Source organism: Streptomyces sp. NPDC048392 (assembly GCF_043200575.1).
Classification (GTDB): domain Bacteria; phylum Actinomycetota; class Actinomycetes; order Streptomycetales; family Streptomycetaceae; genus Streptomyces.
The window spans coordinates 21,643-47,847 of sequence record NZ_JBICYB010000007.1 but is presented as its reverse complement, the minus strand read 5'-3'; the positions used below and the strand labels follow the sequence as shown (position 1 = coordinate 47,847).

The following is a 26,205-nucleotide window of genomic DNA, read 5'->3' as shown; positions in this document are numbered from 1 at the left end:
TCGGCGGCGCGGAGCCCCGCGCCACCGGCCGGTCACGCCGGGTCCTCCACGAGGTCCGCGGCCCCCGGCGTGGCCGGTGAGGCGTGCCCGGACAGGGCCAGGGTGAGATCGAGTTCGGCGAGCAGGCAGCGGATCACGTGCTCGACGCCCGCCTGGCCGTCCAGGGCGAGTCCGTAGACATAGGGGCGGCCCAGGAGCACCGCCCGCGCGCCGAGGGCGAGGGCCTTGAAGACGTCGTCACCGGTGCGCACGCCGCTGTCGAACAGCACGGTCAGCCGGTCGCCGACCGCCTCCACCACGCGCGGCAGGGCGTCGGCCGCCGCGACGGAACCCGCCACCTGACGCCCGCCGTGGTTGGAGACGACCACGCCGTCCATGCCCGCGTCGGCGGCGAGCCGGGCGTCGTCCGGGTGCAGCACGCCCTTGAGCACGATCGGCCCGTCCCAGTTCTCCCGCAGGAACGCCAGGTCGGGCCAGGACTTGCCGGGGTCGGAGAACATCCCGACGAAATGCGTCACCGCCGCGTTCGGGTCCTCGTGCACCGGCTTCGCGAGACCGGCCCGGAAGGCCGGGTCCGAGAAGTAGTTGGCGGTGCCGATCCCGTGCAGGAACGGCAGGTACGCCTGGTCGAGGTCGCGCGGGCGCCAGGACAGCAGCGGCGTGTCCAGTGTGACGAACAGCGCCGTGTACCCGGCCGCCCCGGCGCGGCCCAGGAAGCTGCGCGCCACCTCGCGGTCCTTCGGCCAGTACAGCTGGAACCAGCGCTCGGCGTCGCCCATCGCCTCGGCGACCTGCTCCATGGGCGTGCTGGAGGCGGAGGACAGGATGTACGGCACGCCCTGCGCGGCGGCGGCCCGGGCGGCGGCGCTCTCCGCGTCCGGATGCATGATCGACAGGACGCCCACCGGCGCCAGGGCCAGCGGAGCGGGCAGTGGGCGGCCCAGCACCTCGACACGCAGGTCGCGGTCGTGCACGTCCCGCAGCATGCGCGGAACGATCCGGCGCCGGTCCAGTGCCGCCCGGTTGGCGCGGGCGGTGCTGCCGTCACCCGCGCTGCCCGCGACGTAGCCGACCGGACCGGGGCCCAGGCGCTGCTCGGTCAGCTCCTCGAGCCGGGTCAGGTCGGTGGGCAGCCGCGGCACCGCACCCGTCATGCCGTTCAGATAGATCTCGTACTGGAAGTCCGCCCAGTGCTTCGGCATCCCGGATCCGCCTCTCGTCGTCGAGCTCGCGCCGCCAGCACCATACCCGCGGGTATGCCCGGGCCCCCCGCCGGGGCCGGGGCTGTTTCAGGGGTGTTTCAGGCCTATTGGCAAACGAACGGATCACGCCATTCGGCCAGTTCGGATCTCAATAATCGATCAAGAACCGCCCCGTTCCGGACTTGGAACGTTCGAATTCCGTGACTTCACGCCACTGATTCAATACGCAAGGTTATCGAAATCCGGGGGGTCGAGATGAGTTTCGGTGCCGGACTCGGCAGACTCGCGCTCGCCGTTCCGGCACCGACCGAGCCGGGCCGGCACCACCCTCGAAACGAGCGGAAGGATGCACACAATGCGGAACACCGCGCGCTGGGCAGCGACTCTGGGCCTGACGGCCACCGCCGTCTGCGGGCCCCTCGCCGGGGCCTCTCTCGCCTCCCCGGCCGCCGCCCCCGCGTCGCTCTACGCCCCCTCGGCCCTGGTGCTGACCGTGGGGCACGGAGAGAGCGCTGCCACCGCCGCACCCCTGCGCGCGGTCACCCTGACCTGCGCCCCGACGGCCTCCGGAACCCACCCCGCCGCCGCGGCCGCCTGTGCCGAACTGCGCGGCGCGGGCGGCGATCCCGGCGCCCTGGCGGCCGAGGACTCGGTGATGTGCACCCGGGAGTACGCCCCCGTGGTCGTCACCGTGGACGGGGTCTGGCAGGGCCGGCGCCTCTCCTACGAACGCACCTTCGCCAACGAGTGCGTGAAGAACGCGGGCAGCGCGAGCGTCTTCACGTTCTGAGGGACCGGGACCGTACGGCCCGTGCGGTGTGACCGGCGACTCGTTACTGGGGAGTGCGAGCGCCGCCGTACGAGGCCCGCGGTCCCGCACCGGGGGCGGCGGACGGAGTGGGGCCGTCCGCCGTCCTCCAGGACCAGGGGGGGCAGGAGGCCGAGGGCGCGGGGGCCAGTCCTTGACCAGGAGGGCAGGGGCCAAGTCCTTGACCAGGGGGCAGGGGCCCAACGGGGGCAGAGGGGTCAGTCCTTCGCGGGCGGCCCGTCGCCGCCCGGGGGCGTCCTGGCACGGTGGCTGGTGTCGCACCAGGGGTATCGCCGGCTGCGACGGCACGTGCACAGCGCTACCCGGAAGCGGTCGGAGGACACCGTCGTCCCGTCCTCCAGTTCCACCTCCACCGGGCCCTCCACCAGCAGGGGCCCCCGCCGCTGGACCTTGACGCGGCGCGGGGGGATCGTCGGGCGCGGCGTCTCAGACGGGGAGTTCGGCACGGACGACCACCAACTCCTCCTCCTGCTCGGCCAGGGACAACAGCCCCCGCTGCCGCAGCCAGCGCTCCCGGCCGCGCACCACGGGACCGAACCCGATCCGCTGCCGCCGGGTCACCGCGGCCTTCAGACCCGCCTCGCGCAGCAGCGTGACGGTCCTCTCGGGGTCACTGAGCGCCGACTGCACGAGCAGCACCACACCGCCCGGACGCAGCAGACCGGGGACCTCCCGGCAGATCCGGTCCAGGACCATACGGCCGTCGTGGCCCGCGTCCCAGGCCCGGGCGGCACCACGCGGCCTCCGGCCGCCGGCCGGAGCCGGCACGTACGGGGGATTCGCCAGCACCAGGTCGAACGACTCACCGCGTACGGGCGTGAAGAGGTTGCCGTGCCGGACACGGATCCGCACCCCGGCCCGGGCGGCGTTGAGCCGCGCCGCACACACCGCGCGCCACGACACGTCCACCGCGGTCACCCGGCCGCCTCGCAGCGCGGCCATCAGAGCGAGGGCGCCCGTGCCGGTGCCCACGTCGAGTACGGCCGCGTCCGGGGGAAGCGGCTCGTCGGACAGCGCCCCGGCCAGCAGGGCGGTGTCCTCCTGAGGGGCGTAGACGCCCGGTAGCACCATGAAATTCACGGAACCCACGTACCCCGGCCGTCACGAAATATGGGAAATTTCGGAAGCCGGGCGCGGGGCGGAGGCCGGCAGCGGTATGCGTAGGGACGACCGTCCCGCCCGCCAGTCGGCGAGCAACCGGGCGCCGAAGCGGTCTTCGAGGTGCCCGGTGGCGTCGATGCCGAAGACGACGTCCGCCGCGAGCCCCGGCTCCTGCTCCAGCAGACCGTCGATCACCTCGTGCCGCACGATCTGCTCGTGCACCGCGTCGGCCTCGACGTGCTCGTCGTAGAAGTGCTCGGCGGCCGATCCGGCACCGGTGCGGCGCATCGCCTCGGCGAGCCGCCGGGAACCGGGCGACGAGGTGATCTCCACCGCCGCGAAATGACCCACCAGAGCGCCGCGCAGGGCCCGGTGCAGGCCGAACAGGGACATCATGTTCACCGTGGCCAGGCACTCCGCCGAGGCCGCGTCGAGATGGCGCCCGTAGGCCGTGTCCAGGCCGAGGTCCGTCATCAGATCGGCGAACAGGCGCGCGTGCACCCGGTCGGCGCGGCCGCCGCCGTACTCGTCGAACTCGACCGCCGCCATCGCCGCCTTCGCGCGGCCCCAGAGCCGCGGCAGCACCCACGCGTGCGGGTCGGCCTCCTTGAGGTGGTACAGGGAACGCTGGGCCGCGTACTCGCGCAGTTGCCACAACTCGCCCTCGTCCCGCAGGAAGTGGCTGACGCCCTCGCCGTGCACGGGCTCGACGAGCAGCGCCCCGACCGCGTCCTCCACGCTGTCGTGCACCCGGGTGCCGGCCCGCAGCGCGGAAAGGAAGCGCCGCTCCAGCGCGGCCCGGGTGCCCAGCAGGCCGGGGTCCCACTCGAGCTCGGGGGAGACGCCCGCGAACCCCCGGTAGTGCAGCTCGTAGCACTGGTACAGGGCGAGCTGCAGGTCGTCGCCGTACACCGGCGCGGCCGCCACGGTCCCGGGGCCGGGCAGTGGTCCCGTCCCGAGCAGGTACGAGCCGACGGCCCCGGAGACAGGTCCCCGGGCCGCCGGCAGCTGTGGTCCTTCGCGGTCGTACTCCATGGGCCGCGGGTACCCGGACACCGCCCGGGCACCCCCGCCCGCGGGGCGCGACCGCGTCACTCTCCCTCGACGTCCTGCTGGGCGCCGGTGTTCGGCGAGGTGGCGTCGCCCGCCTCGCCCCGGTGCTCGCCCTGCCCGGACTCCGCGTCGCGGGGCCTGGCCTCCTCGATCTCGCGCAGCACCTCCTCGATGGCCGTCTCGGGCTGCTTGTGGTCGTGGTCGCCCTCGTGGGACACGTGGTTCTCCTTCTCCTCGTACGGTTCGTACCGTGCGTACGGTCAGTGCGACGTGGACGCCAGGCGCAGGGGCACCGGCGGCGGGGTCACGGCCTCGTCGCTGCGGCGGACGACCTCGGCCCACCAGGACGGGCCCTCCTCGATGTGGCGCAGCAGGATGCCCTCGCGGATCGCCCAGGGACAGAGCGTGACCGACTCGAGACCTGTCAGCTTCATCGCGGTGTGCCCGACGACGGCGCCTGCCAGGCTCTGTGCCGCGCGCGGTGCCGAGATGCCGGGGAGCCGGGCCCGCTCGGCGGCGGACAGGGCTGCCAGCCGGCCGGCCGCGTCCCCCAGGTCCGAGCAGAGCATCCGCCGCTCCATGAAGGGCCCGTGCCGACCGGGCGAGGCCCCGCACAGCCGCCCCAGCTGCTGGAAGGTCCGTGAGGTGGCCACGGCGGTGCGCGGACCCTCCCAGCGGATCCGGGCCGCGGCGTCCCGCAGCTGATGGCGGACCTTGCGGCGCAGCGCCCGGATCTGGTCCGGCGTCGCCGGGTCCTGGCCGCCCGCCAGGAACTCGTGGGTCAGCCGGGCCGCCCCCAGCGGCAGCGAGGCCACGAAGCCGGGCAGCCGGCCGCGGCCGAAGGCGACCTCCAGCGAGCCGCCGCCTATGTCGAGCAGGGCGAGCGGTCCGGCCCGCCAGCCCATCCAGCGCCGGGCCCCGAGGAACGTCAGTTCCGCCTCCACCTCGCCCGGCAGGGTGCACAGCGGCACGCCGGTGCGGGCGTGGACGGTGCGCAGCACCTCCTGCCGGTTCGGCGCGGCGCGCACCACGGCGGTCGCGAAGGAAAGCGGTCCCGGCGCTCCCCAGCGGTCCGCGGTCGCGCTCGCGTCGGCCACCGCCGCCGCGAGCCGCTCCACGGCCTCCTCGGGGACCGGGTCGCCCGGCTTGACCTGCTCCGACAGCCGCAGCCGCCATTTCGCGGTGTGCACCGGCAGCGGGACCCCGCCCTCGGCGTCCGCCACCACGAGCCGGACCGTGTTCGACCCCACATCCACCACGCTGATACGCATGAAGGCCCAGGTACCCACATACGCGCCGGTCCAACGGAATCGGCGGCGGGGCCGGAACGCGGAAGGCCACGAGCCGGGCCGCCGTGCCGGTGCCGGTGCCGGTGCCGGTCAGGCCAGCTGCCGCCGCACCAGCTCGTGCAGCCTGCCGCCGGTGTCCGCCAGCAAATGCCCCGGCGGCCCCTGCTCGGCGACCTTGCCGCCCTCCATCACGATCACGCGGTCGGCGTCCAGCACCGTGGACAGGCGGTGCGCGATCACGACGCGGGTGGCGTTGAGCGCCTTGGTGGACTCGATGACCGTGCGCTGCGTCTCGTTGTCCAGGGCGCTGGTCGCCTCGTCGAAGAAGAGGACGCGCGGCCGGCGGATCAGCGCCTGGGCGATCATCAGCCGCTGCCGCTGGCCCCCGGAGACCGCCCCGCTGCCCGACACGATGGTGTGCAGGCCCATCGGCATGCGCTTGATGTCCTCCGCGAGCCCCGCCATCCCGGCCGCCGCCATCACCTCCTCGGGCGTGTACGGCTCGGTGCCGCAGATGACGTCCAGGATCGAGCCGGTGAACGGCTGGGCGTGCTGGAGCACCACCCCGCACTGCCGGCGCACCGCCGACCGGTCGAGCGCGGCCAGATCCTGGCCGTCGTACAGGACACTGCCCGACAGCGGGCGGTCGAAGCCGATCAGCAGCCTCAGCAGCGTCGACTTGCCGCAGCCGCTGGGACCGACGACCGCCACGAACTCACCCGGCCGCACCTCGAACGACACGTCGTCCAGGACCAGCGGTCCGTCGTCGGTGTACCGGAACGACAGCCGCCGCGCCTCGATCGCCCCCGACAGCGGCCCCGGCCGGGTGCTCGCCGCGCGCACCTCGGGCGCGGCGTCCAGCACCGGCCTGATCTCCTCGAACAGCGGCAGCGCCGCCACCCCCGAGACGAATGCGCCGGTCAGCTGGGTGACGGAGGTCAGCAGCATCGTCACCGAGGCGTTGAAGGCGAGGAACTCCGCCGCCGACATCGAATCCCGCGCCGGACCGGCCAGCAGCATGAACATCAGCAGCGTGCACAACGGCAGGTACACCGCGCCGAGCACCGCGTTGAGGTTCTTGACACGCCCGGCCCGCTGCTGGAGCTCACGGCTGCGCGCGAACTGCCCCGCCCAGGCCGCGTACGCGTAGTTCTCGGCCGCCGCGACCCGCAGCTTGGGCAGCCCGCGCAGGGTCTGGAAGGCCTGGTTGTTCAGCTTGTTCGTGAGCTTGACCAGTCGTCGCTGCCAGCGCGCCTGCCACAGCCCGAGCCCCAGGAACACGCCGGCCACGACCACCAGCATGCCGACCGCCGCGAGCGCCATCGGCACGCTGAACCAGAGCAGCAGCCCCAGGTTCACCGTCCCGACGGTCACCGACTGGGCCACCGTCGGACCGACCCCCGCCAGCAGTCTGCGGATCGCGCTGATGCCCATGGCCGCGCTCGCCAGCTCGCCGGTGGAACGCTCGGTGAAGAACTGGGTAGGCAGCCGCAGCAGCCGGTCCCACACGGCCGGCTGGAGCGTCGCCTCGATCCGGCCCTCGAGGCGCAGGATGGTGAGGTTCTGCAACAGCATGAAGGCCGCGGCGACGACGCTGCTCAACATCACCGCGAGACACACCCGCACGATCAGCCCGGTCTGCGCCTTCGGCACGAACTCGCCCAGCACCTTGCCCGTCGCGACCGGCACCAGCGCGCCGATCGCCACCGTCACCAGACCGGCGAGCAGCAGACCGGTCAGGTCCCCGCGCGTGCCCGTCAGACAGAACCGCAGCAGCCCCAGCGGACCGAGCCGGCGCTCCGGCAACGGGCGGTAGAACATCACCGCGCGCGGTTCGAACTCCCCGGCGTTCGCCTTCTCCACCGGCGTCTCACGACCGGTCGCCGGATGCACGGCCACATAGCCGCCGCGCCGCCACAGCAACGCCACCGGAGCACCCGACAGGGACCGGTGCCCGACCAGCGGGCCGACGTCGTCCCGCCACCAGCGCTCGTCCAGCCGCACGGACCTGGTGCGCACGCGCGAGGCGAGCGCGATGCGCTCCACCGGGTCCAGCCGGTCGCTCTCCGTTCCGTTCCGGGTGGGCTCGGCGAGCCGGATCCCGGCGGCGCGGGCGACCAGCCGGCACGCCGCGTACGTGGCGTCGGCGTCGGCGGCCGTGGTGTGCGCCGACCGCCTGCCGATGGCGGCCAGCAGCGTCCGGTCGGCCTGGGCGCGCACCGCCTCGCCCGCCCTGATGCCGGCCGCGGTACGCGTCTCGTGGGTGCGCTCCAGCTGCTCGATCCACCGGTCCAGGGTGGTCAGCAGCCGGTACTGCTGGTCGACCATGCTCCGCCACAGCGCCGGGTCCATCAGCAGATCGGCGGCCGCCTCCTCGCCGTACACCGCCCCGTACTGCACGCTGCCCGGCGGGACCTGCATCCAGAACACGTCGTCGTCCCCCACGCCCGAATGCGCTCGCGTGGGGGGACCCCCGTGCGCCGGGGCGCGTTCCGTTGCCATCGGCGCCTGGAACAGGACGGTCAGGCCGCGGCCCACGCCGAGGGCGAGGGCGTACTCCAGCGGACTCGTCGTCGGCGGCACGTACTGCGGCTGGCCGTACGCGTCGTACGACCATGTCTGCGTGCCCGCGGGCTGGTACAGCTCGCGCAGCCCGATGCGGTGCACCACGCAGTCCCGCAGCGGTCGCGCCACCAGCGTGTGCCGCGGCCCGGCGACCGGCCCGAGCAGCACGGAGCCCGCCTCCAGCCGGCCCAGGTGGTGCCAGTGGCCCTGTTCCCCGGCGTCGACCGCGAACAGGTCCACCGCGCCGGACGCCACCAGCCACAGCACCTGCGGCCCCTCCAGGTCGAGCCGGTTGGGTCCGGCGCGGTCGACGCGCGTGCCCAGCGAGCCGAGCGCCCCCAGGACGAGGTCGCCGTGTTCTTCGTGCACGGCTCTCACCTCACCGCTCCCCGACCAGCGCCGCGTACGCGCCACCGCGCGCCACCAGCTCCTCGTGCCGTCCGCGCTCCACGACCGTGCCGTGCTCCAGGACGACGATCTCGTCGCTGTCCCGCACGGTGCTGAGCCGGTGTGCGATCACCACGCAGGCACAGCCGCGCCGGCGCAGGTTGTCCATGACCACCAGTTCGGTCTCCGCGTCCAGCGCGCTGGTCACCTCGTCCAGCACCAGGATGCTGGGGCGGCGCACCAGGGCCCGCGCGATCTCCAGGCGCTGGCGCTGCCCGCCGGAGAAGTTGCGGCCGTCCTGCTCGACCGGGCTGTGGATGCCGCCCGGCCTGCGCGTCACCACGTCGTACAGTGCGGCGTCCTTGAGCGCGTTCACCACGGCGTCGTCGGGAATCGACGGGTCCCACAGCGCCACGTTGTCGCGCACCGAACCGTCGAACAGGAACACGTCCTGGTCGACGAAGGAGACGGACGACGCCAGCGCACCGCGCGGGATGTCGTCGAGACGCCGCCCGTCGATGCGGATCACGCCGCCCCAGGGCGCGTACAGGCCCGAGATCAGCCGCGACACCGTCGACTTGCCGCTGCCCGAACCGCCCACCAGGGCCACCTGCTGCCCCGGCCCGACGGTCAGGTCGAAGCCGGTGAGCAGCGGCTTGTCGAGCGGGTTGTAGCCGAAGGAGACGTTCTGCAGTTCGACGTGGCCGCGCAGCCGGCGTGTGGAGTCGGCGCCGCCGGGACGGTCGTGGAGCGGGTCCGCCCGGAAGTTCTCCACGTCCTTCAGCCGGGCCACGTCGGCGGCGAAGTCCTGGATGCGGCCCGCGACGCCGTTCAGGCGCGTCAGCGGGGCCGTGAAGCGGACCACCAGCGCCTGGAAGGCGACCAGCAGACCGACCGAGATGTGGCCCTCGACCGCGCGCATACCGCCGATCCACAGGATCAACGCGCTGTTCAGCGTCGCGAGAGTCGGCGCGACCACCCCCAGCCACGCACTCGGCACCCCGAGCCGCTGCTGCTCCTCCAGCGTGGTGGCGTGCTGGCCGGCCCACTTGCGGAAGTAGCCGTCCTCGCCGCCGGTCGCCTTCATCGTCTCGATCAGCTGGAGGCCGGTGTACGCGGTGTTGGTCAGCCGCGCCGTGTCCGCCCGCAGCTTCGCCGTCCGGGTCGCGCGCAGCCGGATCACGACCCGCATCGCGCAGATGTTGAGCAGCGCCACGCCGATACCGACGAAGGTGAGCTGGGGGTCGTACGTGTACAGCAGCACGGCGTACAGGACGACCACGATCGCGTCCACGCCCGCCGCGGCGAGGTCGCGGGCCAGCGTCTCGGCGACGGCGTCGTTGGACTGGAGCCGCTGTACGAGGTCGGCGGGGCTGCGCTGGGAGAAGAAGGTCACCGGCAACCGCAGCAGGTGCCGCAGGAAGCGGGCGCTGGAGAGGGTCGAGGAGATGATGCGGCCGTGCAGCAGGTTGGCCTGCTGCAGCCAGGTGAGCACCACCGTGAGCAGCACGCAGGCCCCCATCGACGCGAACACCACACCGAGCAGTGAGGTCTGGCCCCCGATCAGGTACGTGTCGATGTAGGTGCGGCTGAGCGCGGGCACCGCCGCGCCGACCGCGACCAGCAGCAGGCTCGCCAGCACGGCGGCGGGCAGCGTTCCGGCGGTGCCGCGCAGCCGGGCCGGCATCGCGCCCAGCACACCCGGTTTGCGGCCGCCCCGGCTGAAGCCCTCGCCGGGCTCCATGGTCAGCACGACCCCGGTGAAGGAACTGTCGAAATCCTCCAGCGACACGAAGCGGCGACCCTTGCCGGGGTCGTTGACGAACACCCCGCGCCGCCCGAACCGGCGGCCCATGCCGTCGTAGACGACGTAGTGGTTGAACTCCCAGAAGAGGATGGCCGGTGCCGTCACCCCGGCGAGGGCGGCCAGGTCCATCTGCATGCCCTTGGCGGTCAATCCGTAACCGCGCGCCGCCTTCAGCAGGTTGCCGGCGCGCGACCCGTCGCGGGAGACGCCGCAGGCGATGCGCAGTTCCTCCAGCGGAACGTGGCGGCCGTAGTGGCCCAGCACCATCGCGAGGGAGGCGGCGCCGCACTCCACCGCCTCCATCTGGAGCACGGTCGGCGTACGGACGGTCTTCGCACGGCTCTCGGGGACGCTGCGCCGGGGCGGGGCGGCACGGCGTCTGCCCCGGGTCTCCTGTGCGGTGCTCACGGCAGCAGCCAGTCGACGGGGCGCTGGTCGGCCAGCCGGATCGAGCCCGAGGCCAGGGTCATGGAGGTCAGTTCGAACGGCGGCCCGTCCGCCGACGACCACGCGTAGCCGCTCTTCGTGGACTTCGAGGCGGCCAGCCGCACCGTCACGGCCACCGGCCTGCCGTCCTCGGTGAACTGCTCGCCGAGCCGGCTGTCCCCGAGGAACGCGGCGATCGTCTGCGCCGACTGGGCCGAGCGGTCCACGGACTTCACCTTCCCGTGCAGGACGCCGTACTGCTGCGGCGGCACCGACTGGACGGTCAGGTCGACGGAGGCGTGCGCGGGGATGGCCGCGGCGTTCCCGGCGGGCACGTAGACGGTGGCGTAGAGCGGATCGTCGGCGTGGGCGACCTTCTCCACCGAGGCGACGTTCGCGCCGGTCCGGATGATCTGCCCGACGGTGGCCGCGAGCGCGCTGACCCGGCCGGCGTCGACCGCGCGGACCACGGTCTCGCCCTCGGCGGTGCGGACCTTCAGCACCGGGGCGTCGGCGGCCAGCCGCTGCCCCGGGCGCGCGAGAACCGCGGTGACCTGCCCCGAGACGGGACTCTGCAGGAGGTAACTGCCCTGCCCGTGGGTGAGGATGGCGGGTGCGGCGACCGTGGAGGTCACCGAGCCGCCCACCGCCCAGACGGACGCGGCGGCCATCGCGACCACGGTCACGGACAGCACCAGCCAGCCCTGCGGACGGGCGAAGCGCACCGGAAGATCGAGCTCCTCCGGTGACTGGAGTTTTGCGAGAGCCTGCTGGCGGAACTGCACGTCGGACGTACCCCGGTGATTCCTGGAGAAGCCTGGTGAGAAGAGTCGGAGGGCCGAGCGGAACGGCCGAAAAGCCCCGAAGCCTGGATGGCTCCGGGACTCGGCGGCACAGGGGCGCGATCAGAGACCGGCGACCAGGCCCGTGACCGGGGCGGTGTTCAGGCCGGTGACACCCTCGACGGTGCCGACGGCCGTGTTGACCACGCCGGAGACCGGGGCGATACCGTCCACCAGGCCGGTGACGGTGCCGACGGCGTTCACGCTCAGGCCACCGGAGACGTTGTCGAGGTCGGCGTCGGAGATTTCGACGGTCTCGACCTGGGGGGTGGAGTTCATGATGGAACTTCCCTTCGTATAGCGATTTCACAAGGGGGGAGCGGCCCCCTCTGGGGACAGATGACGGCCGCGGCCGCGGGCGCCGGGCATCCGTCTCAGGAGCCCTCCGCGGCCCCCGCGGTGCGATGGATCAAAGCACGCGGCCGGTCCGGGCTTCCAATCAACCAGCCCTCCCACCAGCGCACTTGCGACGCCCGGGCGCCCAACCGTGCAGGAGCGCGCACGTCTTCGCGGCCACTTCTTCACACGGCGGGCCACATCGGCTCGTGCGGCCCCTTGCCCGTACGGAGGGGATTGGGACACTCCGGCCCCAAAGGCGTACGGGCCGCCCCGGGGTTGTGCAGATACCTCAACGAGGGTGACCGGGTCGAGCATTCGATGTGCAGATTCGCTGAATCGGTCATTCCGCTCCGCGACCCGAACAGCGCGTACCCGGGCGAACGCGGAGGGTGCCGGTCCGGCGTGACCCGGCGGCCCGTCTGAACACCCCGCCCGGCCCGTGCGTACCAACAGCCGTCCAGGCGCCCCCAACAGCTGCCGGACCGGCGGGCACGGACCCCCGGTCCCAGGAGGTCGAGCAGGTTGAGTCACAAGCGAATTCCGAAGCGCAGGGCCGCGATGGCGGCGGGCGGCGTGGTGGCACTCGGCGCGGCCGCCGTCCTGCTGCCGAACGCCAACGCCTCGCAGGACGGCGGATCCTCCGACGACGTCGCGGCGGCACCCAGGACCCTCAAGGCGGCGGACGCGTCGGACCTCGCCTCCCGGCTCGCCGGCCTGCTCGGCGACACCTTCGCCGGCTCGTACTACGACGCCGACGCGCGGCAGCTCGTCGTCAACGTCGTCCCCGGCGACAACGACCAGGTCGTCGTCCAGGCGAAGAAGGCGGGCGCGGACGTCCGCGAGGTCGACAACAGCATGGGCCGGCTCAGGAGCGGCGCCCGGACCCTGAAGTCCGAGGCGAGCATCCCGGGCACTTCGTGGGCGATCGACCCGCGCGCCAACAAGATCCTGGTGACCGCCGACAGCACCGTCACCGGCGACAGGTGGGAGCAGTTGGAGTCCACCGTCGAGGGCCTCGGCTCCGGCATGGCGACCGTCAGGAAGTCCACCGGCACCTTCAAGACCTTCGTGTCGGGCGGCGACGCCGTCTTCGGCGGCGGCGCGCGCTGTTCCCTCGGCTTCAACGTCACCGCGGGCGACGGCTCGCCCGCCTTCCTGACGGCCGGTCACTGCGGGGTCGCGGCCGAGCAGTGGTCCGACGCGCAGGGCGGGCAGCCCATCGCCACCGTCGACCAGGCGGTCTTCCCCGGCGACGGCGACTTCGCGCTCGTCAAGTACGACGACCCGGCGACCGAGGCCCCCAGCGAGGTCGACCTCGGCGACCAGACGCTCCCGATCAGCCAGGCCGCCGAGGCGACGGTCGGGCAGCAGGTCTTCCGCATGGGCAGCACGACCGGACTGGCCGACGGTCAGGTCCTGGGCCTGGACGCCACCGTCAACTACCCCGAGGGCACGGTCACCGGTCTCATACAGACCGACGTCTGTGCCGAGCCGGGCGACAGCGGCGGTTCCCTGTTCACGCGGGACGGCCTCGCGATCGGTCTGACCTCCGGGGGCAGCGGCGACTGCACGGTCGGCGGCGAGACCTTCTTCCAGCCGGTCACCACCGCCCTGGAGGCGGTCGGTGCCACCCTCGGCGGTGACGGGGCCGGGGGCGCGGGCGACCAGGCGGGCGGTGAGCAGGCCGGCGGAGAGAACGCGGGCGCCGGTGCCGCGGGTGACGGCCCCGGGACGGGTGACGCGGGTGACGGTACGGGCGTCGACGGCGGGGACGGGGACGGCTCCGGTATCGGTGGCGGTGACGGTACGGGCTTCGACGGCGGGGACGGCTCGGGGCTGACGGGCTGACGGGCTGACGGGACGGTCCCCCGGGCGCCGGCCGGTCCTGCGACGGGACCGGCCGGCGGCCCGTCGGCGTGAGGTGGCGTGCGGGTGGTGCGGGGTGGCCGGTGTCCGGCCCTCCTGGCATCAGGCCTTCCGCCTTCCGGCCTTCCGCCTTCCGGCCTTCCGGCTTTCCGGTCGTCCGGTCGTCCGGCCTTCCGGTCGTCCGGTCGTCCGGCGGGAGACCGCCACCGGAGGACCGGGCACGCCGACCGGCCCCGCGCACCTGTGCGGGCCGCACCGCACGGGCAGCCCCCTGGTCCGTCCGCTCACCGGTCCGCGTCCACCGTGTACGTAGCGTGTCCGGTCGCTGCTCCACCGGCGGGTGCCCACCCGCACCGCGCGGCGGCCTGGAGCAACGGCCCGTGAAAGTCCGCGTGCCCCTCATCTCCGGTAGCCGGTCCGCAGGGGCTGCGCGGGTGTCCCATAAGCGCTGTAATGGCGACGTGGTCAGAGAGGGCGCTGCGGAACGCGGATCGAGGTCGCTGCGTGCCGAGGGCGCCCTGAAGGCGATCGCGGCCGGACCGGAGCCGGAGGAGCGGCTGCGGCGGGTCCTCGAGCAGGCGCTGGTGTTCGCGGGTGCCTCGCTCGCCGCGCTCTACACGCCCGGCGACGACCGCGAGCTGCTCTGCCTGGTCGGGTCGGCCGGTGTCCCACGCACCCTGTACGGCGTGCGCGACAGCTATCCCGCGGCGGGCGGTTCCCCGGTCGCCGACGCCCACAGGGCCGGTGCGGCGGTGTGGATCGGACCGGAGGAGTTCGCCGGATCGGCCGAGTCGCGGCACGTGCCGTCGAGCGGTTTCTCACTCGCGACGCTGCCCGTGCGCGGGGACGGGGGCGGCTGCCTTCTCGCCCTGACCGAGCGCCCTGACGGCTTCGACGCCGACGACCGCGCCTGCCTCGAACTGATCGCCGAGGCCTTGACCTGCCCCACCCCGGCAGTCGCCGCCGAGGCCGAGGAGCTGCAGCCGGACGCCTTCACCCTGGCCATGGACACCGGCCGCGCTGAGGTCGGCGACGACATCCTGCGCCTGTTCGGCCTCACTCCCGACGAGTTCGACGGCAGGGTCGAGACGCTGCTCGGCCTCACCGTGCCGGAGGACCTGCCCTCGCTGATGTCGGTGACCGAGTCCGACCACCTGTCCATCGGCGACCGCGAGCTGGAGTTCCGGGTGCTCCAGCCCACCGGCCCGCCGAAGTGGCTCCGGCTCAGCGGGCGCCTGCTGCCCGGCGGCGACGGCCGGCCGACCCGTCTGGCCGGCACCGTCGCCGACGCCTCCACCCTGCGTCCGGACGTCACCGACGTGGCCCGGGTCCAGCGGCTCGCCGCCGCGCTGGCCACCGCCGGTACGGTCCAGGACGTCAGCCAGGCCGTGGTCGCCGCCCTGCGCAGGCCGCTGCGCGCCGACCGGATCGCGCTGGCCGAGCTGGAGAACGACCGGCTCGTCGTCACCGTCCTCGATCCGCCCGAACCGGAGTCCTGGCCCGAGTTGTGGCGGCTGGAGTGGCGCACCGAGTGGCCGGACGCGCCGGTACGGGCCATGCCCACCCTCGCCGCCGCGCTGCGCGAGGGACGCGCCCGGATCTGGCCCGCGGGCACCGGTGACCTGGAACCCGCCCTCGCCGACGTCGGCCCCGGCGGCCTGGCCGTGCTGCCGCTGCCCGCCGGTGGTCGCATGGCCGGCGCCTGTCTCATCGGCTGGGACGCCCCGCACGACTTCGGCCCCGACGAACGCGCCCTGCTCACCGCCTCCGCGGGCCTCGCGGGGCAGGCCCTGATGCGGGCCCACGCCTTCGACGCCGAGCACGAACTCGTCGGCATGCTCCAGCGCCAGCTGCTGCCGCGCCGGCTGCCGAAACTGCCCGGCGCGGTCGCCGTCGCCCGTTACCTGCCCAGCACGGCCGGCCTGGAGCTGGGCGGCGACTGGTACGACGTGATCCCGCTGCCCGACCACCACGTGGCCCTGGTCATCGGCGACGTCCAGGGCCACAGCGCCGGGGCGGCCACCCTCATGGGCCAGATGCGCACGGCCCTGCGTGCCTACGCCGTCGAGGGCCACCCGCCCGACGTCGTGGTGTCGCACGCGAACCGGCTGCTGACGGGTATGGAGACCGACCTCTTCGCCACCTGCGTCTACGTCGAGCTCGACATGGAGGAGGGTTCCGCCTGGTGCGTGCGGGCCGGGCATCTGCCCCCGGTGCTGCGCCACCCCGACGGCAGCACGGAGATCGCGGAGGTGGAGGGCGGCCCGCCGCTCGGCGTCGTGACGCAGGCCGACTTCCCGATGAGCCCGCTGCGGCTGCGCCCCGGCACACTGATCGCCCTCACCACGGACGGCCTGGTGGAGTCGCCCGGCGCCGACATCGACGAGGGCATGGACCGGTTCGCGCACGCCCTGGCCGTCTCCGACCCCGCGCACGTCGGGCTCGTCGCCGACGCCCTGCTCGGCAACGCCCGCCGCAACGACGACGTCGCCCTGCTGCTGGTGCGCTACGACGGCATGGCCCTGCGCCCGCTGCGGGAGAGCTGGTCGGTGTGGCGGCTGCCCGAGGCCGTGCGGCACGCCCGCCGTTTCACCCGGCGCACCCTGCGCTCCTGGGGCGTACCGGACGGCGACGTCGACGGCGTCCTGCTGATCGTGTCCGAGCTGGTCACCAACGCCCTGGTGCACACCGACGGTCAGGTACGGCTCGACCTCACCCTGATCGGCGGCCGGCTGCGCGTCGCGGTCGCCGACGCCTCGCCCCGTACGCCCGTCAAGCCGACCAGTATCGGCTGGGAGGCCACGGGCGGACGCGGCATCCTCCTCGTCGAGGCGATGTCGGCAACCTGGGGGACGCTGCCGGTCAGCGGGGGAAAGCAGGTCTGGAGCGAGCTCCCGGTGGGCGGGCCGTAAGAGTCACCGGTCCGGGACCGCCGGGCTCGCCGGGACCGCTGGGCTCGCCGGGACCGCTGGGCTCGCCGGGCGAGCGCCGGGACGCCACCGGGCCGTTCCCCCCGCTCACCGAGGTGCGGACGGCGCGACGCAGGGTACCCGCCCGCCACACCACGAGCGAGCTGAAGAAGCCCAGGAGAATCCAGGAGTACCTCATGACCCAGTACGTCCGCGACATCATGACCGGCGACCCGGTGACCGTGGAGCCGCAGACCTCCGTCACGGCCGTGGCCCGCATCATGCGCGACCGCGACCTCGGAGCCGTCCTGGTCACGGACGGCGACCGGCTGCGCGGCCTGGTCACCGACCGCGACCTGGTGATCCGGTCGGTCGCGGAGGGCGGCGACCAGGAGCAGACCACCGTGGCCGGCGCGTGCAGCGACGACATGGTGACCGTGCGGTCCGACGAGGAGCTGAGCCACGCCGTCGCGCTGATGCGCGAGCACGCCGTACGCCGCGTCCCGGTCGTCGACGACGGCCGCCCGGTCGGCATCGTCTCCCTCGGCGACCTGGCCATGGAACGCGATCCGGAGTCGGCGCTGGGCGACATCAGCGTGGCCCGGCCCAACCCGTAGACGCACGGGCCCGGAGTTTCACGGCGCCCCGCCCGGGGACCCGGTGGGGCGACCGCACCCGGACGCGGAGACAGAAGGAAGATGATGCCTCGTGACCACGGACACCAGCGGGAAACCCGCTGTCCGTCGGCTGGAGACGGGATGGTCGAAGGCCCGCCGCCTGCGGAGCAGGGGCCTGATGCGCACCTGCGTACCCGCTGTAGAGGACGGCAGCGCCGCCCGCGCACCGCAACCGGGGCAGGAGTCGAACATCGTCCGGGGCGAGGACTGAGCGAGCCCCGAGAGTGGTGACGCCGCCCAGCGCGCCGGCCTCTGTGCCGGCGCGGCGCGCTTTCCGGACCGGCCGCGGACGGGGACGCCGGTAGCGGCACAGGCGTCCCGCTCCGCCCCGACCGCAGCAAGGCACTGAAACCGTTCATGAACATCCTGGTCACAAGGCCCGCGAGGAGCTGGGCCATGCCCCGCGCCGCGACTTCGCGGCCGGACTGGCCGGGACCGTCGCCCGGTACCGGGACAACCGGACCTGGTGGGAGCCGCTCAAGCCGCGCACCGACGCGGGGTGAGGAGCGTCGGGCCCGTCAGCAGTGCGTCTTGGCCAGCAGCCCCAGGATCTCCTGCGTCGTGCCCGTCTCCCCGAGGCGCGGGAAGATCCGCTCGACGCTGCCCCGGTGCGCCTCGGCGTCCATGTCGCTCATGGCGTCGGTGGCGAGCGTGACGTGGTAACCGTGCTCGTGGGCGGCCCGGGCGGTGGACTCCACGCCGATGCTGGTGGCGATCCCGCAGAGCACGATCTGGGTGACGCCGCGGCGGCGCAGCCGGACGTCGAGGCCGGTGCCGTGGAAGGCGCCCCAGTTGCGCTTGGTGACGGTGATGTCGCCGGGGCGACCGGCCAGTTCGCCGACGACGACGTCCCAGCCCTCGGGCCGCGGACCGCCGGCGCCGCCGGCCTCCGTACGACCGGGTACGGCGTCCGCCCCGTCGGGGGCGAAGGAGACCCGGACCAATACCACGGGCAGGTCGCGGGCCCGGAAGGCCTCGGCCAGTTCGGCGCTCCGGGCGACGACCTCGGCGCCGCTGTACGGCTCGGTGGGCGCGGCGACGATGCCGGCCTGGAGGTCGATCACGACGAGGGCGGTGCGGGGGTCGAGGGCGGTGACGGCCATGAGGTGGTGCCTTTCAGACGGTTGGGGAATCGCCGGGGTCCGGCCCGGTCAGCCGGTCCAGCAGGGCGAGCGCTTCGAGGACCGTGTCCCGTTCCTCGTCGGTGCACCGGTTCTGGAGGGCGCGTGCCAGCCACTCCTGGCGGACCCGCCGGTCACCCTCGATTCGTGCCCGGCCCGCCTCGGTGAGCGCCACGAGCTGCCGGCGGCCGTCCGCGGGGTCGGGGCTGCGCCGGATCAGCCCACGCTGGTCGAGGGCGACGAGTGTGGCCGCCATCGACTGCGGGCGGACGCCCTCGGCGGACGCCAGCGCGCTGGCGGTCGCGGCGCCGTGCTTGCCGACCAGGGTCAGGGCCGAGACCTGGGACGGGGTGAGGTCCCCGTCCCGGGCGACCTGCCGGATGCGCCGCCGCAGCCGGCCGAACACCACATGCAGCTCGCGCGCGGCACGAGCGGCCGAGTCGGAGATGTCCACCGCGGAACCGGGAGCGGTGGGGCCGGGAGCGGATGAGCCGGGCCGGGAAGCGTGCGCGTCCATCACACCACCGTAAATTCGACAGGTAAGACTGTCCAGTGAGACTGAACAGTTTTGCCTGCTGATTGCGCGAGCACCGGTGCGTGCCCGCCACTAGGCTGGATCCGTGCGCCTGTTGATCATGTCCGACACCCACCTGCCGAAGCGGGCCAGGGAACTGCCCGCGCCGCTGCTGGCGGAGATTCCGGACGCGGACGTCGTCCTGCACGCGGGGGACTGGGTCGACACGGACACCCTGGACCTGCTGGAGAGCCGCAGCCGCAGACTCGTCGGGGTGTACGGCAACAACGACGGACCCGGACTGCGCGCCCGGCTGCCCGAGGTGGCGTACGCGGAACTCGGTGGCCTGCGCTTCGGCGTGGTTCACGAGACGGGCGCCGCACAGGGTCGTGAGGGGCGCTGCGCCGCCCGCTTCCCCGACCTCGACGTCCTCGTCTTCGGGCACAGCCACATCCCGTGGGACACCACCGCCGCCACCGGCCTGCGGCTGCTCAACCCGGGGTCGCCCACGGACCGGCGCCGTCAGCCGTACCGCACGTACATGACCGTCACGGTCACCGACGGCCGGCTCGGGGACGTCGCACTGCACCGGCTGCCGCCGCGGTGAGGAGAGGCGGGAAGGCGGCGAGAGCGGGAAGGCGGCGGGAGGCGGGAAGAGAGGCGGGCAGCGCCCGTGAGGACGCCGCCCGCCGCGGACCGGGCCGCTCCGTGTCGCAGCAAGCGGTCCGGGCGCTTCTTCTGGAGTGCGCTGTCCCGGACCCCTTCCGGGGGAGTGGTGCCGAGGACACGCATGCCTCGTCCGTTACCGGCCGACCACCCAATCCGGGCGGCCCACACGCGCGCGGGGGCGACGTGCGGGGCACCGGCCGACCGGTGCCTCAGCCCGCCGACGGCCCCGTCCAGTCCGCCGCCACCCGGCCGACGCGGACCCGCTGCGGGTGGTCGCCGACGGGGACGGACACCGACTTCTCGCCGGTGGCGAAGTCGATGGCCGTGACCCGGTCGGCGCCGCTCTCGGAGACCACGCAGTGCGTGCCGTCGCCGCTGACCGTGGCCCAGTACGGCTTGGCGGCGGCCACGAGCGGGCCCTCCCGCAGTGTGCCGAGGTCGACGACCGTCGCGTAGTCGTCCATCGTGCCCGCGACGCACAGCTTGGTGCCGTCCGGGCTCATGGAGAGGCCGTGGTGCCGCGAGTCGTTGACCCAGGTGGTGCGGTCCCCGCTCGTGGCGGGGTTCTTCGGCAGGGTCTTCGTCCGGGTGATCCGGTCGGTGGCGACGTCGTACTCGAGGAAGCCGTTGAAGAACGAGACCTGGAAGTACAGCTTGGACTCGTCGGGCGAGAAGACGGCGGGCCGCACCGCGTCCGAGTGGTCACCGAGACCGATGGCGTCGAGCCGCTCGCGCATGTCGATCACCCGGACCCGCTCGTACGTCGTCGCGTCCACGACCGTGATGCGCCGGTCGCCCTTGGTCCAGTCCAGCCAGGGGGCGTCGAGCGCGGTGTTCACCTCGCCGATGGACATGTTCCAGATGTGCTTGCCGTCGCCGGAGAAGATGTTCTCGTGCGGCTTGTCGCCCGTGCCGAAGGAGCCGAGCTGCTCACCCGTCCCGGTGTCCAGGACGTGCACGGTGTTGGAGGTCGACGCCGAGACCGCGACCCGGGTGCCGTCGGGGGAGACCGCCATGTGGTCGGAGCGGTAGCCCGACACGGGGAAGCGCCAGTTGATGTCGCCGGTGGCGAGGTCGACGGACACCACGTCGGCGAAACTCGGCCGGGAGACGACCACCGAGGCGCCGTCCGGCGTCGAGTACATGTCGTCCACGAGCTGGTCGTGCCCCTCGCCGACGCCGTTGCGGATGGCCTGGAAGTAGATCCACTTGATCGGGTCGGCGTTGATCTCCGCCATCCGCTCCGCCTTGTCCGGGACGACATCGATCCGGCCGATGCCCGCGAAGTCGCCGGTGGACCGGATGACGTCCGCGGTCCCGTCCCAGTTGTTGCCGACGAACATCACCTCGCGCAGGTCGGCGGAGGTCTGCGGGGCGGCCGCGGCGGTGGTGGCGGGGGCGGCGACGGTGAGGGCGAGGGCGGTGACGACGGCGCCGAGGTGCCTGGTCGTGAAGGCGGGCATGCTGCTCTCCTCCGGCAGTGGGCGTGGTGGGGGCGATGGGGCACGCGTTCTGAGCACAGCCGCTTTCAGAGCGAACTTACTGCAAAGTAAGGACAGGGCGCCTTCTCCACAAGGCCGCGGACACGACAAAATCGGCCGTGGGGCGAGGAGTCGGCGGCCGAAAGGGGCAGCGGTGGCGGGACGGCTCAGGGCGCCGACGGGCCGCTACGGCGGCAAGACGGCCGAGCGGCGCCAGGCCGAGCGGCGCCGGCGCTTGCTCGACGCCGCCCTCCGGCTGTTCGGCGACACCCCCGGTTACCGCGCCACGACCGTGGCGGCCCTCAGCGACGCCGCCGGACTGTCCACCCGCCAGTTCTACGAGGAGTTCCGGACCCTGGAGGACGTGCTCGCCGCGCTCCACCTCCAGGTCAACGGCTGGGCGGAAGAGGCGGTGCGCACCGCGGCCGCCGACACCCGCGGCCTGCCGCTGCCCGGCCGGTAGTGGCCCGGTCGGCGGTCCGGCCGCGGCGTCCGCCCGGCCCGGGGCCCGCCGTCGTCGCCGTGACCGCCCCTACTCGTCCCAGGCCTGGACCATGGTCTGCTCGACGATCTCACCGTCCCGCAGTGACAGCATCGACTCGGCGAGGACCCGCACACCGTCCGGATAGGTGCACGCCTCGACGAACGCCGCCTGGTCGCCCTGGACGACGCAGCGTTCCAGCCGGTGGGTCATGTCGCGGCCGTAGACGTCGTCGAGCATCTCGGCGATCTCGTCCCGGCCGTGCAGGACCTTGGGGCGGCTGGGCTGGTCGTGCCGGTCGACGACGCGTACCTCCGCGTCCCGCGCGTACAGCGACAACAGGGCTGCCGCCGTCTCTCCCTCGATGCCCCGGCGCAGTGCTTCGGTGTCGAAGCCGGGGCCTGCCGTGGTGCCCATGACGACCTCCTCGGAAGGCCGTGGCCCGAAGGGGGACGGGCCGCCGCGGCCCTCTCCTTCGAGCTTCCTCCGTCCCGGCGTCCACGGCAACGGCGACCGCGACACTGGTCCTCACGGGTGAGCGGCGCCGTCGGCCCGTGTCCGGTTGCGCCCCGCCCGCGTTGCTCAGCACATGATCTCCACACGACGTATCGTCGCCGTCGTCGGGCTCGCCGCCGGCGTCACCGGCCTCGCAGCCCCGATGGCGAGCGCGGCCGACGGGTCGGCCCTGGGCTCGCAGAAGCTCAGTGTGACGAACACCCTCGACTCGCTCGCGGCCAGTGACATGCCCGCCGAGGACCGGGCCCGGATGCCACTCCCGTCCCAGCAGCTGAACCGGCTGAACGACCTCGAGCAGCTCCAGCAGGTCACCGGTCTCGTCTCGCCCCTCTTCGGCGCCGTACCCGCCCTGGGCTGACGCCGGCGTCAGCTCCCGCCCGCCAGGAACTGGGTGGCCGCCAGCTCCGCGTACAGCGGATCGGCGGTCACCAGCTCCCGGTGCGTGCCGACCGCGCGCACGCGCCCCGCGTCCATCACCACGATCCGGTCGGCCGTCGTCACCGTGGACAGCCGGTGGGCGACGACCAGCACCGTGGTCGACCGGGCCACCTCGGCCACGGTGTCGCGCAGCGCCGCCTCGTTCACCGCGTCCAGCTGCGAGGTGGCCTCGTCGAGCAGCAGCAGCCGGGGACCGCGCAGCAGCGCGCGGGCGATGGCGACCCGCTGTCGCTCGCCGCCGGACAGCTTGGTGCCGCGATGCCCGACGAGCGTGTCCAGCCCGTTGGGCAACCGGCCGACCAGACCGTCGAGGCGGGTCGTCTTCAGCACGGTGGCGAGCGTGCCCTCGTCCGCCTCCGGATTGCCCAGCAGCAGGTTGTCCCGCAGCGAGCCGGACAGCACCGGGGCGTCCTGTTCCACATAGCCGATCGCGGCGCGCAGCGAGGCCAGTTCCCAGTCCGCGAGGCTCCGTCCGTCCAGCGTGATCTCCCCGGAGCCCGGGTCGTAGAACCGCTCGACGAGGGAGAAGACGGTGGTCTTGCCCGCGCCGGACGGGCCGACGAACGCCGTCATCCCCCGGGCGGGTACCTCGAAGCTCACCCCGTGGTGGACGTACGGCAGATCGTCGGCGTAGCGGAAGCGGACGTCGTGGAAGGCGACGGACGCCGGTGGTGCGCCGGACGGGGGCAGCGGAACCGGCCGGGCCCGCGGCTCCGCCGGCAGGCCCAGCGCGTCCTGGATCCGGGCGAGCGCGGCCCGACCCGTCTGATACTGCGTGATCGCGCCGACGACCTGCTGGATCGGGGACATCAGATAGAAGACGAACAGCAGGAACGCCACCAGCGTGCCCACGTCGATCGCCCCCGTCGCCACCCGCGCCCCGCCCACCGCGAGCACCGTGATGAAGGCGATCTGCATCGCGAGCCCGGCCGTGTTGCCCGCGGCGGCCGACCACTTGGCGGCACGCACGCTCTGCCGCCAGGACTCCTCGGCGGCCTCGTGCAGCGCCCGCTCCTCCCGGGGCTCGGCGCCCGACGCCTTCACCGTGCGCAGCGCGCCGAGGGTCCGCTCCAGCGCGGCACCCATCACGCCCACCGCGTCCTGCGCCTGCCGGCTCGCGCGGTTGATGCGCGGCACGATCAGACCCAGGACCGTGCCCGCGCCCAGTACCACCGCCAGCGTCACCCCGAGAAGCACCGGGTCGACCACGCCCGTCATCACCAGCGTCGCCACCAGCGTGAGCCCGCCGGTGCCGAGGCCGATGAGCGAGTCGGTGGTGACCTCGCGCAGCAGGGTCGTGTCGGAGGTGATCCGGGCCATCAGGTCGCCGGGCTCGGTGCGGTCCACCGCGCTGATGCGCAGGCGCAGCAGATACGACGACAGCGCGCGCCGCGCCCCGAGGACCACCGACTCCGCGGTGCGCCGCAGCACGTACGAACCCAGGGCGCCGAGCGCCGTGTTGGCGACCACGAGCCCCGACATGGCCAGCAGGGCACGGGTGATGGCCCGGTCGTGCGCCAGGTCGTCGATCAGTTCCCGCGCCACCAGCGGCAGCAGCAGCCCCGTCGCGCCGTTGACCAGGGAGAGCAGGGCGCCCGCGAACAGGGCGGCGCGGTGCGGCCGCACGTATGACAGGAGCAGCCGCCAGGCGGGCTGCGCGGTCTCCGGCTCTGCGGGGGTCACGTCGCTCCTTCGGCACACGGGCGGGGCACTCAGGCTACGTCGGGGCCCGGGCGGCCCGGCCCGCCGGTGTGCGGACGGCCACCGGCACCCCGTGAACCGCCCTGTCACCTGCCCCTTCCCGATCGCTTGCGCGTAGGGTCGGGGAGAACGCTGAACGGCCGAGGAAGGGGTCAGGACCATGGCGCAGGAAGTACGCGGCGTGATCGCGCCGGGCAAGGACGAACCGGTGCGGATCGAGACGATCGTCGTGCCGGACCCCGGCCCGGGCGAGGCCGTGGTCGGTATTCAGGCCTGCGGAGTGTGCCACACCGACCTGCACTACAAGCAGGGCGGCATCAGCGACGACTTCCCCTTCCTGCTCGGCCACGAGGCCGCCGGCGTGGTCGAGTCGGTCGGCGCCGGTGTCACCGACGTCGCCCCCGGTGACTTCGTGATCCTCAACTGGCGCGCCGTGTGCGGCAAGTGCCGGGCCTGTCAGCGCGGGCGGCCCTGGTACTGCTTCGACACCCACAACGCCGAGCAGAGGATGACCCTCGCCTCGACCGGCCAGGAGCTCTCCCCGGCCCTAGGTATCGGCGCCTTCGCCGAGAAGACCCTGGTCGCCGCCGGACAGTGCACCAAGGTGGACCCGGCCGTCTCCGCCGAGGTGGCCGGCCTGCTGGGCTGCGGGGTGATGGCCGGCATCGGCGCCGCCATCAACACCGGCGACGTCGGCCGCGGCGACACCGTCGCCGTCATCGGCTGCGGCGGCGTCGGCGACGCGGCGATCGCCGGGTCCCACCTGGCGGGCGCGTCGAAGGTCATCGCCGTGGACATCGACGACCGCAAGCTGGAGACAGCCCGCTCCATGGGCGCCACCCACACCGTCAACTCCCGCCAGAGCGACCCCGTCGAGGCGATCCGCGAACTGACCGGCGGCTTCGGCGCCGACGTCGTCATCGAGGCCGTCGGCCGCCCCGAGACGTACCGGCAGGCCTTCTACGCCCGCGACCTGGCCGGCACCGTCGTCCTCGTCGGCGTTCCGACGCCCGAGATGAAGCTGGAGCTGCCGCTCCTGGACGTCTTCGGCCGCGGCGGTTCGCTGAAATCGTCCTGGTACGGCGACTGCCTGCCCTCCCGCGACTTCCCGGTGCTCATCGACCTCCACCTCCAGGGCCGCCTGGACCTCGGCAAGTTCGTCACCGAGACCATCCGGCTGGACGAGGTCGAGCAGGCCTTCGAGCGGATGCACGCCGGTGACGTGCTGCGTTCGGTGGTGGTGCTGTGATGGCCCCCCGCATCGAACGCGTCGTCACCTCGGGACAGTTCAGCCTCGACGGCGGCACCTGGGACGTCGACAACAACGTCTGGCTCGTCGGCGACGACCACGAGGTGGTCGTCATCGACGCCGCCCACGACGCCGACGCGATCGCCGACGCCGTCGGGGACCGTAGGCTGACCGCCATCGTGTGCACCCACGCCCACAACGACCATGTCAACGCCGCGCCCGCGCTCGCCGAGCGCACCGGCGCCACCATCTGGCTGCACCGCGACGACCTGCCCCTGTGGCAGCAGACCCACCCCGACCGTGACCCCGACGCCTGGCTGACCGACGGCCTCGTCGTCGAGGCCGCCGGCGCCGACCTGACCGTCCTGCACACCCCGGGCCACGCTCCCGGCGCGGTCTGCCTCCACGACCCGGGCCTCGGCACCGTCTTCACCGGCGACACCCTCTTCCGGGGCGGACCCGGCGCCACCGGCCGCTCCTACTCCCACTTCCCGACCATCATCGGCTCGATCCGCGAGAAGCTGCTGGTCCTCCCGCCGGAGACGGAGGTCCGCACCGGGCACGGCGACCCCACGACCATCGGCGCCGAGGCCCCGCACCTGGAGGAGTGGATCAAGCGCGGGCACTGACCGGGACGGTCACCCGCAAGATCGCTCCAGACACGCGGTAAAGGTGACAGAAGATGTCCGGCTTCCCGGGCAGTCTCGAACACGACATCGCTCGTGCGGGACGTGACGGAGAGG

The 26,205-nt window shown here is 73.4% G+C and carries 24 protein-coding genes and 2 pseudogenes; 11 read left to right on the top strand and 15 right to left on the bottom strand.

Annotated features, from left to right (window positions below):
- Window positions 1-32: 32 nt before the first annotated feature.
- Window positions 33-1,202, bottom strand: coding sequence for a lactate 2-monooxygenase (locus ACGFYH_RS12825; RefSeq protein ID WP_393803161.1), 1,170 nt, complete (start codon window positions 1,200-1,202; stop codon window positions 33-35).
- Window positions 1,203-1,557: 355 nt separating this feature from the next.
- Between ACGFYH_RS12825 and ACGFYH_RS12820 the strand changes: the two genes are divergently transcribed.
- Complete coding sequence (locus ACGFYH_RS12820; RefSeq protein ID WP_393803160.1) at window positions 1,558-1,992, top strand: protease inhibitor; 435 nt, start codon at window positions 1,558-1,560, stop codon at window positions 1,990-1,992.
- A 236-nt stretch (window positions 1,993-2,228) separates the two neighbouring features.
- Here the strand turns inward: ACGFYH_RS12820 and ACGFYH_RS12815 are convergent, their stop codons facing one another.
- The 9 genes from ACGFYH_RS12815 to ACGFYH_RS12775 form a co-directional block, all read right to left on the bottom strand.
- Entirely contained in the window at window positions 2,229-2,477 is a 249-nt protein-coding gene (locus ACGFYH_RS12815) for a CDGSH iron-sulfur domain-containing protein (RefSeq protein WP_393803159.1), read from the bottom strand.
- Window positions 2,458-3,102, bottom strand: a complete 645-nt coding sequence (locus ACGFYH_RS12810) for a HemK2/MTQ2 family protein methyltransferase (protein ID WP_393803158.1) — start codon at window positions 3,100-3,102, stop codon at window positions 2,458-2,460. Before ACGFYH_RS12810 ends, ACGFYH_RS12815 begins: the two co-directional genes overlap by 20 nt.
- Window positions 3,103-3,132: 30 nt before the next feature.
- Window positions 3,133-4,167 carry an iron-containing redox enzyme family protein gene (locus ACGFYH_RS12805; RefSeq protein ID WP_393803157.1) on the bottom strand — a complete coding sequence of 345 codons (1,035 nt, stop codon included), beginning with the start codon at window positions 4,165-4,167 and terminating at the stop codon, window positions 3,133-3,135.
- 56 nt (window positions 4,168-4,223) lie between these two features.
- Complete coding sequence (locus ACGFYH_RS12800) at window positions 4,224-4,403, bottom strand: hypothetical protein (protein WP_393803156.1); 180 nt, start codon at window positions 4,401-4,403, stop codon at window positions 4,224-4,226.
- 42 nt (window positions 4,404-4,445) lie between these two features.
- Complete coding sequence (locus ACGFYH_RS12795) at window positions 4,446-5,456, bottom strand: Ppx/GppA family phosphatase (RefSeq protein ID WP_393803155.1); 1,011 nt, start codon at window positions 5,454-5,456, stop codon at window positions 4,446-4,448.
- A gap of 108 nt (window positions 5,457-5,564) precedes the next feature.
- Window positions 5,565-8,417, bottom strand: a complete 2,853-nt coding sequence (locus ACGFYH_RS12790; RefSeq protein WP_393803154.1) for an NHLP bacteriocin export ABC transporter permease/ATPase subunit — start codon at window positions 8,415-8,417, stop codon at window positions 5,565-5,567.
- Between the two features lies 1 nt (window position 8,418).
- Window positions 8,419-10,641 carry an NHLP family bacteriocin export ABC transporter peptidase/permease/ATPase subunit gene (locus ACGFYH_RS12785; protein ID WP_393803153.1) on the bottom strand — a complete coding sequence of 741 codons (2,223 nt, stop codon included), beginning with the start codon at window positions 10,639-10,641 and terminating at the stop codon, window positions 8,419-8,421.
- On the bottom strand, window positions 10,638-11,444 hold the full coding sequence (locus ACGFYH_RS12780) for an HlyD family efflux transporter periplasmic adaptor subunit (RefSeq protein ID WP_393803152.1): 807 nt from the start codon (window positions 11,442-11,444) through the stop codon (window positions 10,638-10,640). Before ACGFYH_RS12780 ends, ACGFYH_RS12785 begins: the two co-directional genes overlap by 4 nt.
- Window positions 11,445-11,564: 120 nt before the next feature.
- Window positions 11,565-11,780 carry a type A2 lantipeptide gene (locus ACGFYH_RS12775; protein ID WP_393803151.1) on the bottom strand — a complete coding sequence of 72 codons (216 nt, stop codon included), beginning with the start codon at window positions 11,778-11,780 and terminating at the stop codon, window positions 11,565-11,567.
- A gap of 582 nt (window positions 11,781-12,362) precedes the next feature.
- Between ACGFYH_RS12775 and ACGFYH_RS12770 the strand changes: the two genes are divergently transcribed.
- The 5 genes and pseudogenes from ACGFYH_RS12770 to ACGFYH_RS12750 all read left to right on the top strand — a co-directional run.
- Window positions 12,363-13,688: a S1 family peptidase gene (locus ACGFYH_RS12770; RefSeq protein ID WP_393803150.1), complete on the top strand. Its 1,326-nt coding sequence runs from the start codon at window positions 12,363-12,365 to the stop codon at window positions 13,686-13,688.
- Between the two features lie 479 nt (window positions 13,689-14,167).
- On the top strand, window positions 14,168-16,618 hold the full coding sequence (locus ACGFYH_RS12765) for a SpoIIE family protein phosphatase (protein WP_393803149.1): 2,451 nt from the start codon (window positions 14,168-14,170) through the stop codon (window positions 16,616-16,618).
- 194 nt (window positions 16,619-16,812) lie between these two features.
- On the top strand, window positions 16,813-17,232 hold the full coding sequence (locus ACGFYH_RS12760; RefSeq protein WP_393803148.1) for a CBS domain-containing protein: 420 nt from the start codon (window positions 16,813-16,815) through the stop codon (window positions 17,230-17,232).
- Between the two features lie 91 nt (window positions 17,233-17,323).
- Window positions 17,324-17,503 carry a hypothetical protein gene (locus tag ACGFYH_RS12755; protein WP_393803147.1) on the top strand — a complete coding sequence of 60 codons (180 nt, stop codon included), beginning with the start codon at window positions 17,324-17,326 and terminating at the stop codon, window positions 17,501-17,503.
- Between the two features lie 163 nt (window positions 17,504-17,666).
- Window positions 17,667-17,795: pseudogene (locus ACGFYH_RS12750) on the top strand (dTDP-glucose 4,6-dehydratase); the annotation flags it as partial.
- Window positions 17,796-17,810: 15 nt separating this feature from the next.
- On the opposite strand, the gene ACGFYH_RS12745 reads toward ACGFYH_RS12750, so the two are convergent.
- Together ACGFYH_RS12745 and ACGFYH_RS12740 are read right to left on the bottom strand one after the other, a co-directional pair.
- Window positions 17,811-18,395, bottom strand: coding sequence for a hydrolase (locus ACGFYH_RS12745; protein ID WP_393803146.1), 585 nt, complete (start codon window positions 18,393-18,395; stop codon window positions 17,811-17,813).
- 13 nt (window positions 18,396-18,408) lie between these two features.
- Complete coding sequence (locus tag ACGFYH_RS12740; RefSeq protein ID WP_393803145.1) at window positions 18,409-18,930, bottom strand: MarR family winged helix-turn-helix transcriptional regulator; 522 nt, start codon at window positions 18,928-18,930, stop codon at window positions 18,409-18,411.
- Window positions 18,931-19,033: 103 nt separating this feature from the next.
- On the opposite strand from ACGFYH_RS12740, the gene ACGFYH_RS12735 reads away from it, so the two are divergent.
- Complete coding sequence (locus ACGFYH_RS12735) at window positions 19,034-19,534, top strand: metallophosphoesterase family protein (RefSeq protein ID WP_393803144.1); 501 nt, start codon at window positions 19,034-19,036, stop codon at window positions 19,532-19,534.
- A 271-nt stretch (window positions 19,535-19,805) separates the two neighbouring features.
- Here ACGFYH_RS12735 and ACGFYH_RS12730 read toward each other — a convergent pair whose 3' ends face one another.
- Window positions 19,806-21,059 (bottom strand): YncE family protein, encoded by a 1,254-nt coding sequence (locus ACGFYH_RS12730; RefSeq protein ID WP_393803143.1) that lies wholly within the window; start codon window positions 21,057-21,059, stop codon window positions 19,806-19,808.
- Between the two features lie 172 nt (window positions 21,060-21,231).
- On the opposite strand from ACGFYH_RS12730, the pseudogene ACGFYH_RS12725 reads away from it, so the two are divergent.
- Window positions 21,232-21,537, top strand: a pseudogene (locus ACGFYH_RS12725) (helix-turn-helix domain-containing protein); the annotation flags it as partial.
- A gap of 72 nt (window positions 21,538-21,609) precedes the next feature.
- On the opposite strand, the gene ACGFYH_RS12720 reads toward ACGFYH_RS12725, so the two are convergent.
- Window positions 21,610-21,975, bottom strand: a complete 366-nt coding sequence (locus tag ACGFYH_RS12720) for a nuclear transport factor 2 family protein (protein WP_393803142.1) — start codon at window positions 21,973-21,975, stop codon at window positions 21,610-21,612.
- Window positions 21,976-22,147: 172 nt separating this feature from the next.
- Here ACGFYH_RS12720 and ACGFYH_RS12715 point away from each other — a divergent pair, with 172 nt between their 5' ends.
- Window positions 22,148-22,432 carry a hypothetical protein gene (locus ACGFYH_RS12715; RefSeq protein WP_393803141.1) on the top strand — a complete coding sequence of 95 codons (285 nt, stop codon included), beginning with the start codon at window positions 22,148-22,150 and terminating at the stop codon, window positions 22,430-22,432.
- Window positions 22,433-22,440: 8 nt separating this feature from the next.
- Here ACGFYH_RS12715 and ACGFYH_RS12710 read toward each other — a convergent pair whose 3' ends face one another.
- Window positions 22,441-24,195, bottom strand: a complete 1,755-nt coding sequence (locus tag ACGFYH_RS12710) for an ABC transporter ATP-binding protein (protein ID WP_393803140.1) — start codon at window positions 24,193-24,195, stop codon at window positions 22,441-22,443.
- A 178-nt stretch (window positions 24,196-24,373) separates the two neighbouring features.
- Between ACGFYH_RS12710 and ACGFYH_RS12705 the strand changes: the two genes are divergently transcribed.
- Together ACGFYH_RS12705 and ACGFYH_RS12700 are read left to right on the top strand one after the other, a co-directional pair.
- Window positions 24,374-25,462, top strand: coding sequence for an S-(hydroxymethyl)mycothiol dehydrogenase (locus ACGFYH_RS12705; protein ID WP_393803139.1), 1,089 nt, complete (start codon window positions 24,374-24,376; stop codon window positions 25,460-25,462).
- Window positions 25,462-26,091: an MBL fold metallo-hydrolase gene (locus ACGFYH_RS12700; RefSeq protein ID WP_393803138.1), complete on the top strand. Its 630-nt coding sequence runs from the start codon at window positions 25,462-25,464 to the stop codon at window positions 26,089-26,091. Before ACGFYH_RS12705 ends, ACGFYH_RS12700 begins: the two co-directional genes overlap by 1 nt.
- Window positions 26,092-26,205 lie beyond the last annotated feature (114 nt).